This window comes from Kitasatospora sp. MBT63, from assembly GCF_000710465.2.
Lineage (GTDB): Bacteria > Actinomycetota > Actinomycetes > Streptomycetales > Streptomycetaceae > Kitasatospora.
The window spans coordinates 1-782 of sequence record NZ_JAIZ01000699.1 but is presented as its reverse complement, the minus strand read 5'-3'; the positions used below and the strand labels follow the sequence as shown (position 1 = coordinate 782).

Here is a 782-nt window from a genome sequence, read left to right as displayed (position 1 = left end):
GGGGGAAGCGGGGTGCGGGGGAGCGCGGTCAGGCGAGGAACATCAGCTCGCGGTCCTCGCCCAGGATGCCCCGGAGCTTGGCCAGCGAACGGGTGTTGAGACTCTTCACGGCCGCCGGGGAGAGGTCGAGCAGATCGGCGACCTCCTCGATCGAACGGTCCTCCAGGTAGCGCAGCACGACGACGGCACGGTTGCGGGGCGGCAGCAGCCGCAGCGCCTCGGTGAGCGCGAGCCGCAGGTCCGGGGTGACGGCGCCGCCGGGGGAGTCCGGCAGCTCGGCGAGCACCACCTCGGTGGACTTCCGCAGCCTGCGGTGCGAGAGGTAGTACCGCAGCATCACCTTGCGGGCGTACGCGTCGAGGCCGGGCTCGTCACGGCCGCGCCGCAGCCGTCCCCAGATCGAGAACATCTTGGCGAGCGTGGTCTGGACGAGGTCCTGCGCCTGGTGCCAGTCGCCGCACATCAGGTAGGCGACCTGGAACAGGCGGCGGGCCCGGGTGCCCGCGAACTCCTCGAACTCGAGTGCCGCGTCGTCCATCCGGAAGTCCCCCGAGGTGCCTGGTGCTGGTTGCCGTCAGCCGTACTGACGTGGTGGCGGGGGCGGAGGTATCACCCGGTCTCCGGCGAGTTCGAACTGTAGTCGTCACCGGTCTTGACGCACCCACGACCCGGTCATATGTTCTCAGCGCACTGCAAGTTTCCTGAAAGTTTCATCGATCTTTCAGCAAGCAGCACGGCCGTCGCGTGGCCCCCACCCACCCCCCCCCCCGCGACCCGCCGAC

General features: G+C 69.7%; 1 protein-coding gene. It reads right to left on the bottom strand.

The window, feature by feature from the left end:
• Positions 1 to 28: 28 nt before the first annotated feature.
• Entirely contained in the window at positions 29 to 538 is a 510-nt protein-coding gene (locus AA75_RS36705; RefSeq protein WP_033824747.1) for a SigE family RNA polymerase sigma factor, read from the bottom strand.
• Positions 539 to 782 lie beyond the last annotated feature (244 nt).

Coding starts and splice junctions, on each gene's coding strand:
- AA75_RS36705 (WP_033824747.1), bottom strand. CDS start 538: ATGGACGACGCGGCACTCGAGTTCGAGGAGTTCGCGGGCACCCGGGCC.